Source organism: Mycobacterium sp., from assembly GCF_050701675.1.
GTDB lineage: Bacteria > Actinomycetota > Actinomycetes > Mycobacteriales > Mycobacteriaceae > Mycobacterium.
The window spans coordinates 1-7,969 of record NZ_JBOGDD010000192.1; the positions used below are offsets into that span (position 1 = coordinate 1).

The window sequence follows — 7,969 nt, forward strand, 5'->3', positions numbered from 1 at the left end:
CCGTCACGGAGAACCCGACGGTCTGCTGACCGGGTTCCAGCGGCACGGCCTCGGCCATCGCGGCGCGTGGCATCGGCGTCGGGGTGGGCGGGTTGGGGCCCGGGGACCCTGAAACTTCGGAGATGGAGATGACCTTGCCCAGCGACAGTCCGGACAGTTGCGCGTACTGATCGGCGCGGTCCTTCGCGTCGTTGAAGGCACGTGCGCGGGCGTCCTTCACCAACTGCGAATCGTCCTCGATCGAGTAGGTGACGGAGTTGATCCGGGTGGCGTCACCGCCGTTGTTGGTGATGAGCGCCAAGATGTTCGACGCCGTGTCGACCTTGCGGATCTTTACGTCGATGGAATTGCCGGCCCGGTACCCGGAGATGGTGGAGCCGTCGATGTTGTACTGCGGTTGCAGCGACACCTGCGAGGTGCTGATGTCCTTCTTGTCGATGCCGGCACCACCGAGGGCGTTGATGACCGCCTGCTGACGCTGGCTGGTCTGGTTCAGCGCCGCGGTGATGTCGGGCGCCGTCGCCTCCATGGACGCCGACACCGTCAAGGTGTCGGGGGTGCCCTGGACCTTGCCGCTCCCGACCACCGTCACCTGCCGTGTCGCGCTGGCGTCGGAGGACTTCGGGGACGGCGGCGTGGAGTCACACGCGGTGACACCCAGGGCAAGTGCCGCAGCGATCGCGGCGAGGCAGATTCGGACCGGTGCACGGTGTGCAAGGGGCATGTTCGCACCCTAGCGGCTGCCCCGGTTCGCCCAGCTAGATCAGTTCAGTCCGGCCAGGAATTCCAGTAGCACCGCATTGACCTCTTGCGCGCGCTCCTGCTGCAACCAGTGCCCGGCGCCGTCGAGCAGCACCTCGCGGTAGTCGCCGGTGACCACGTCGTGCACGCGGTGGCGCGGTGTGAACGTCAGCACCGGGTCGGCGCTGCCGGCCAGGAACAGGGTTGGCACGGCGATGGTCGTGGCCGGGGTCACCTCCGTGAGTTCCCAGTTCCGGTCGAAATTCCGGTACCAGTTCAGCGGGCCGGTGAACCCGGTCCGCTCGAACGCCGCCACGTAGTGGTCGAACTCGTCGGAACTGATCCAGTCCGGCAGTGGCGGCAGCGGCTGGTCGGCCAACTCGGTGGCCGGCGCGGTGATTCCCTGCATGACGACCATCCGCGCCATGGTGTCGCGGACGTCGCGGGCCATCTGCCCGTCGGCCACCCCGGGTTCCTGGAAATGCAGGATGTAGAAGAACCCGTCCCCGACCAGCCGGCGCCAGATCCGGGTCGGCGGTTCGGTCGCCCGCGGCACCGGAGGCACGCTCAGCGCGGCCACCGCCGCCACCCGGTCCGGGTGCAGCAGCGCGAAGTTGCACACCACCGGCGAACCCCAGTCGTGGCCGATCATCACCGCGCGTTCGGCGCCGACGTCATCCAGCAGGCCCGCGAGGTCACCCGTCAGCGCCACGATGTCGTAGTCCTCGACGGCACCGGGGCGCGACGAACCGCCGTAGCCGCGCTGGTCAGGGGCGATGACGTGATAGCCGGCCGCCGCCAGCGCCGGGATCTGGTGGCGCCACGAATACGCGAGTTCCGGGAAGCCGTGGGCCAGCACCACGACGGGTGCACCCCGCTCGCCGGCCTCGAGAATCCGCAGGGTGACGCCGTTGGTTCGGACTGACCGCAGGGTCGGGGTGAGCACCGATCCACCAAAGCACACGCGGATCTCACGGTGGGAACTGCTGATCGTTGGCATAGCGGTAGCCTGAAAGTTCTCAACTGCGCTCATTGGAAGGACCGGGCCGGCTCGCACCTGCCGGCGAATGACATCGATGAACCGAAAAAACGTGATCCGCACCCTCACCGCGATCGCGGTGGTGTTGCTGCTGGGTTGGTCCTTCTTCTACTTCAGCGATGACACCCGCGGGTATAAACCCGTCGACACATCGGTGGCGATGGCGCAGATCAGCGCCGACAACGTCAAGAGCGCCCAGATCGACGACCGCGAACAGCAGGTCCGTCTGGAGCTGAAGTCGGGCAACGGCGACACCGAGAACAGCGACAAGATCATCACCAAGTACCCCAACGGGTTCGGTGTCGACCTGTTCAACGCGCTGACCGCGAAGAACGCGAAGACCAACACGGTGGTCAACCAGAGCAGCCTGCTCAGCTCGCTGCTGATCTACATGCTGCCGCTGCTGCTGCTGGTCGGCCTGTTCGTGATGTTCTCCCGCATGCAGACCGGCGGCCGGATGGGCTTCGGTTTCGGCAAGTCGAAGGCCAAGCAGCTCGGCAAGGACATGCCCAAGACCACCTTCGCCGACGTGGCCGGTGTGGACGAGGCCGTCGAAGAGCTGTACGAGATCAAGGACTTCCTGCAGAACCCCAGCCGCTACCAGGCGCTCGGGGCCAAGATCCCCAAGGGCGTGCTGCTGTTCGGTCCGCCCGGCACCGGCAAGACCCTGCTGGCGCGCGCCGTGGCCGGCGAAGCGGGAGTTCCGTTCTTCACGATTTCGGGTTCCGACTTCGTCGAGATGTTCGTCGGCGTCGGCGCCTCCCGGGTGCGCGACCTGTTCGAACAGGCCAAGCAGAACAGCCCGTGCATCATCTTCGTCGACGAGATCGACGCCGTCGGCCGCCAGCGCGGCGCAGGCCTCGGCGGTGGGCACGACGAACGCGAGCAGACGCTCAACCAGTTGCTGGTCGAGATGGACGGCTTCGGCGAGCGCCAGGGCGTCATCCTGATCGCGGCGACCAACCGGCCCGACATCCTCGACCCGGCCCTGCTGCGGCCCGGCCGGTTCGACCGGCAGATCCCGGTGTCCAACCCCGACATCGCGGGCAGGCGTGCCGTGTTGCGCGTGCACTCGCAGGGCAAGCCGATCGCGGACGACGCCGACCTGGACGGACTGGCCAAGCGCACGGTTGGGATGTCCGGCGCGGACCTGGCCAACGTCATCAACGAAGCCGCGCTTCTGACGGCGCGTGAGAACGGGACCATCATCGCCGGGGCGGCACTCGAAGAGGCCGTCGACCGTGTCGTCGGTGGCCCCCGCCGCAAGGGCCGCATCATCAGCGAGCACGAGAAGAAGATCACCGCCTACCACGAAGGCGGCCACACGCTGGCGGCATGGGCGATGCCCGACATCGAGCCCATCTACAAGGTGACCATCCTGGCGCGCGGCCGCACCGGCGGTCACGCCGTCGCCGTGCCCGAGGACGACAAGGGCCTGATGACCCGCTCGGAGATGATCGCGCGCCTGGTGTTCGCGATGGGTGGCCGCGCCGCTGAGGAACTGGTGTTCCGCGAGCCGACGACCGGCGCGGTGTCCGACATCGACCAGGCCACCAAGATCGCTCGCGCCATGGTCACCGAGTACGGCATGAGCTCCAAGCTCGGCGCGGTGAAGTACGGCACCGAGCACGGTGACCCCTTCCTCGGCCGCACCATGGGCAACCAGGCCGACTACAGCCACGAGGTGGCGCGCGACATCGACGACGAGGTGCGCAAGCTGATCGAGGCCGCCCACACCGAGGCGTGGGACGTGCTCACCGAATATCGCGACGTGCTCGACATCCTGGCGGGCGAACTGCTGGAGAAGGAGACGCTGCACCGCGCCGAGCTCGCGGCCATCTTCAAGGACGTCAAGAAGCGTCCCCGGCTGACCATGTTCGACGACTTCGGTGGCCGCGTGCCGTCGGACAAGCCGCCGATCAAGACACCGGGCGAACTCGCGATCGAGCGTGGCGAGCCGTGGCCGCCGCCGATGCCCGAGCCCGCCTTCAAGGCGTCGATCGCCGCGGCGAGCCAGGCGGCCGATGCCAAGAACGGTTCCAACGGTTCGCATGGCAACGGATCGGGTCCCACCAACGGCGCGGCCCCCAATGGCGCACCGGCTGGACCCACACAGCCGAACTACGGGGCACCCGCAGGCTGGCACGCGCCGGGCTGGCCGCCGCAGAATCCGGGCCAGTATCCGCCAGCACCGCCGTCCGGCTGGGCGCCGCCGAACCAGGGTGGCTACGGCTATCCGCCGCCGTACAACCAGCCCTACCCGCCGTATCAGCCGTACCCGCAGCCACAGCATCCCGGCCCACGGGGTAACGCGCCGGTCAACCCGCAGGCGCCGAACCCGCACGACGACAAGGGCTCCGAAGACGGGCCCGCCACGCCGCCACCCGGCTGACATGAGCGAAAGGCTCCGATGACGAAGCCCGGTTCGAGGACGAACTCCACCACGGTCAACAATTCGCACCCCTTCGTTCCTGCGGAGTTCGACCAGGAGCGCGCCGAGAAGGCCGTCCGGGAGTTGCTGTACGCGATCGGCGAGGACCCGGAGCGTCCAGGCCTCCTCGAAACGCCCGCCCGTGTGGCGAGGGCGTATCGGGAGATGTTCGCCGGGCTGTACAGCAATCCCGACGACATGCTCAACACCACGTTCGACGAACAGCACGACGAACTGGTGCTGGTGAAGTCGATTCCGATGTACTCCACCTGCGAGCACCATCTGGTGGCCTTCCACGGCGTCGCACACGTCGGCTACATCCCAGGGGTGGACGGCCGGGTCACGGGTTTGTCGAAGCTGGCAAGGGTGGTCGACCTGTACGCCAAGCGGCCGCAGGTGCAGGAGCGGCTCACCGGTCAGGTCGCCGACGCGGTGATGCGCAAGCTGGATCCGCGCGGCGTCATCGTCGTCGTCGAAGCCGAGCACCTCTGCATGGCGATGCGGGGGGTCCGCAAGCCCGGAGCCACCACCACGACCTCGGCGGTGCGCGGGCAGTTCAAGACCGACTCCACCCTGCGTGCCGAGGCGCTGGATCTCATTCTGCGCAAGTGAACGCCACGCGGGTGCAGGTGATGGGGGTCGTGAACGTCACCGACGACTCCTTCTCGGATGGTGGTCTCTTCCTGGATCGTGACCGCGCCGTGGAACACGGACTCGCCCTCGTCGCCGCCGGCGCCGCCGTGGTCGACGTCGGGGGTGAGTCGACGCGCCCGGGAGCCACCAGGATCGACGCGGCCGTCGAGAGCGCCAGAGTGTTGCCGGTCATCAAGGGACTTGCCGGACAAGGGGTCACGGTCAGCATCGACACGATGCACGCGGCCGTCGCACGCGCGGCGCTCGAGAACGGTGCGAAGATCGTCAACGACGTGTCCGGCGGCCGGGCCGATCCCGCAATGGCGTCGTTGGTCGCCGAGGCGGGCGTGCCGTGGATCCTCATGCATTGGCGCTCGATCGACCCGGACGATCCGCACGCGGTGCCTGCGTACGGCGACGTGGTGACCGACGTTCGCGACGAGCTGCTGGCAAGCGTCGACGCAGCGGTCGCCGCGGGTGTCGACCCGACCAAGTTGATCATCGATCCCGGACTGGGTTTCGCGAAGTCCGCCCAGCACAACTGGAGGCTGTTGGCAGCGCTGCCGGAGTTCGTCGGCACCGGCATCCCGGTGCTCGTCGGCGCCTCCAGGAAGCGCTTCCTCGGAACGTTGCTCGCGGACGGTGACGGCGAGGTGCGGCCGCCGGACGGCAGGGAGACCGCCACCGCGGTCATCTCCGCATTGGCCATGATGCACGGGGCGTGGGGCGTCCGCGTGCACGACGTGCAGGCATCCGTCGACGCCCTCAAGGTCGTCGAGGCGTGGGAGGGTGAGCAGCATCGTGACTGACCGAATCGAGTTGCGCGGCTTGGCCGTTCGCGGCAACCACGGCGTATTCGACCACGAGCGGCGCGACGGTCAGGACTTCGTCGTCGACGTCACGGTCTGGCTCGACCTCGCCGCCGCCGCGGCGAGTGACGACCTCGCCGATACCGTCGACTACGGAGCGTTGGCGCAGCTGGCCGCCGACGTCGTCGCCGGACCGCCGCGCAACCTCATCGAAACGGTCGCCGCCGAGATCGCCGACGCGGTGATGGCCGACGAGCGGTTGCACGCCGTCGAGGTCGTCGTGCACAAGCCCGACGCGCCGATCCCACTCACCTTCTCCGACGTGGCGGTGGTGGCGCGGCGGTCGCGGCGCAACGGCAGCGGCAGCCGATGACGTCCGTCGTGCTCTCGATCGGTTCCAACATCGGTGACCGTCTTGCGCATCTGCAGTCGGTCGTCGACGGTCTCGGCTCGTCCGTGCGCGGCGTTTCGCCGGTCTACGAGACCGACGCGTGGGGAGGGGTCGAGCAGGGGCCGTTCCTCAACGCCGTGCTCATCGCCGACGACCCGTCGCTCGACTGTCACGGCTGGTTACGGCGAGGTCAGGAACTCGAACAAGCGGCCGACCGAAAACGCGAACAACACTGGGGGCCACGGACACTCGACGTCGACGTGATCTGCTGCCGGGACGGCGCACGCGAGGTGTCCAGTGCCGACGAGGTGCTGACGTTGCCCCACCCCTACGCCCACCGGCGGGCCTTCGTGCTGACCCCGTGGCTCGCCGCCGACCCGGCGGCGACCCTGGTGGTGAACGGTGCGGCCCGACCCGTCGCGCAGCTGCTGACCGAATTGGATGCGACGGAGCGGGGCGGGGTCCGCCTCGTCGACCTCGCGCTGGTGATCTGATGGGGCCGACGCGCAAGCGCGACCTCGCGGTCGGCGCGGTCCTCGTCGCGGTCGTCGGCTACGTGGTGGCGGCGCGGTTCTACGGGTCGTTCCCACCGATCACCGTGTGGACGGGGCTGTCATTGCTCGTCGTGGCGGCGGCGGAGGCAGGCTGGGGTTTCCACGTCAGGTCGAAGATCCGCGCGGGCAAGATCGGCGACGCTTCGGGCTGGCTGCACCCGCTCGCCGTGGCACGTGCCGTGATGATCGCGAAGGCGTCGGCATGGGTCGGTGCGCTCGCACTCGGTTGGTGGTTGGGCGTCGTGACCTTCTTCGTCCCGAACCGAAGCGTCCTGAGGGTGGCGGGTGAGGGCAGCACGGGCGCCGTGGTGGCGGCGGTGAGTGCGCTGGCACTGGTGATCAGTGCGCTGTGGCTCCAGCATTGCTGCAAGTCGCCGGACGAACCACCAGAGGACGCCGACGGTGCCCCGGGATAGCTGCCGTGAGCAGCTGACCAGGACGAATCGCCGAAGCGGTCGTCACGCGATGCGGCGTGTCACAGGTACAGTCGGCGCATGACCGAACCGACTCGTGGGGCCCGCGCTCGCCGCGGAAACCGCAGGCCGGGCTCGTTGCTGCTGACGACGTTGCTGGTGCTCGCCATCGTGGCCAGTTCGGCGCTGGTCTTCACCAACAAGGTCGAACTTCTCAAGCTTGCCGTCATCGTCGCGCTGTGGGCGGCGGTGGTCGCCGCGTTCGTGTCCTTCATCTACCGGAGGCAGTCCGACATCGACCAGGCGAAGTCGCGCGACCTCAAGCTGGTGTACGACCTGCAACTCGATCGCGAGATCTCCGCGCGTCGCGAGTACGAGCTCTCGATCGAGTCGCAGCTGCGGCGCGAGCTTGCCTCGGAACTGCGCGCCGAGACCTCCGATGAAGTGGCGGCACTGCGCGCGGAGCTGGCCGCGCTGCGGGCGAATCTCGAGATGATCTTCGACACCGATCTGCAGAGTCGGCCCGCCATCGAAACCGAGCGCACCACGGTGCACACGTTCGGGGATTGGGACAGCGTCGGTCAGGGTGGTGCGGCGCAGGAGCGCGGTGACCGGAGCATCGGTCCAGGGCGGGTCATCAGCAGCCGCATCGACACCGAGGCGTCGGAGGACTTCGACGCGAACACCGACCCCAAAACCGAGGAAAGCCCGATCATCGACGTGCCCGCGGTATCGCAGCCGCAGGATGACGAATGGTCCCTGCAGAACCCAGTTGGTGCACACCGCAGGCCGTCGGAACCCGAACCCGACGAAACCGGATGGCGAGCGCCGCGCCAGGAGCCACCGTCGCGGGAGGAGGGTCGGCGACGCGCACCCGAGCCGAGCCCCGCACCGGAACCCGCCCCGACGCCCGACGTCCGCGGGCCGTGGGTTCCACCCCCACCGCCACCGCCACCCC

9 protein-coding genes are annotated in these 7,969 nt (G+C 68.4%); 7 read left to right on the top strand and 2 right to left on the bottom strand.

Annotation, left to right across the window (positions count from 1 at the left end):
* A partial coding sequence (locus tag ACRDUX_RS05585) for an SIMPL domain-containing protein (protein ID WP_526411810.1) occupies positions 1-724 on the bottom strand: 724 nt, incomplete at its 3' end.
* 39 nt (positions 725-763) lie between these two features.
* Positions 764-1,687 (bottom strand): alpha/beta fold hydrolase, encoded by a 924-nt coding sequence (locus tag ACRDUX_RS05590; RefSeq protein WP_526411826.1) that lies wholly within the window; start codon positions 1,685-1,687, stop codon positions 764-766.
* Between the two features lie 130 nt (positions 1,688-1,817).
* Between ACRDUX_RS05590 and ftsH the strand changes: the two genes are divergently transcribed.
* From ftsH to ACRDUX_RS05625, 7 genes are all read left to right on the top strand, one after another.
* Positions 1,818-4,172, top strand: a complete 2,355-nt coding sequence (ftsH, locus tag ACRDUX_RS05595) for an ATP-dependent zinc metalloprotease FtsH (protein ID WP_526411812.1) — start codon at positions 1,818-1,820, stop codon at positions 4,170-4,172.
* A gap of 18 nt (positions 4,173-4,190) precedes the next feature.
* Positions 4,191-4,823 carry a GTP cyclohydrolase I FolE gene (gene folE, locus ACRDUX_RS05600; protein ID WP_526411814.1) on the top strand — a complete coding sequence of 211 codons (633 nt, stop codon included), beginning with the start codon at positions 4,191-4,193 and terminating at the stop codon, positions 4,821-4,823.
* On the top strand, positions 4,820-5,653 hold the full coding sequence (gene folP, locus ACRDUX_RS05605; protein WP_526411816.1) for a dihydropteroate synthase: 834 nt from the start codon (positions 4,820-4,822) through the stop codon (positions 5,651-5,653). Before folE ends, folP begins: the two co-directional genes overlap by 4 nt.
* Positions 5,646-6,026, top strand: coding sequence for a dihydroneopterin aldolase (gene folB, locus ACRDUX_RS05610; RefSeq protein WP_526411818.1), 381 nt, complete (start codon positions 5,646-5,648; stop codon positions 6,024-6,026). The genes folP and folB overlap by 8 nt, the downstream gene beginning before the upstream one ends.
* On the top strand, positions 6,023-6,538 hold the full coding sequence (gene folK / locus ACRDUX_RS05615; RefSeq protein WP_526411820.1) for a 2-amino-4-hydroxy-6-hydroxymethyldihydropteridine diphosphokinase: 516 nt from the start codon (positions 6,023-6,025) through the stop codon (positions 6,536-6,538). Before folB ends, folK begins: the two co-directional genes overlap by 4 nt.
* Positions 6,538-7,014 (top strand): DUF3180 family protein, encoded by a 477-nt coding sequence (locus ACRDUX_RS05620; protein WP_526411822.1) that lies wholly within the window; start codon positions 6,538-6,540, stop codon positions 7,012-7,014. Before folK ends, ACRDUX_RS05620 begins: the two co-directional genes overlap by 1 nt.
* Before the next feature lie 78 nt (positions 7,015-7,092).
* A partial coding sequence (locus tag ACRDUX_RS05625) for a DUF6779 domain-containing protein (protein WP_526411824.1) occupies positions 7,093-7,969 on the top strand: 877 nt, incomplete at its 3' end.

Coding starts and splice junctions, on each gene's coding strand:
- folK (WP_526411820.1), top strand. CDS start 6,023: ATGACGTCCGTCGTGCTCTCGATCGGTTCCAACATCGGTGACCGTCTT.
- ftsH (WP_526411812.1), top strand. CDS start 1,818: ATGAACCGAAAAAACGTGATCCGCACCCTCACCGCGATCGCGGTGGTG.
- ACRDUX_RS05620 (WP_526411822.1), top strand. CDS start 6,538: ATGGGGCCGACGCGCAAGCGCGACCTCGCGGTCGGCGCGGTCCTCGTC.
- folE (WP_526411814.1), top strand. CDS start 4,191: ATGACGAAGCCCGGTTCGAGGACGAACTCCACCACGGTCAACAATTCG.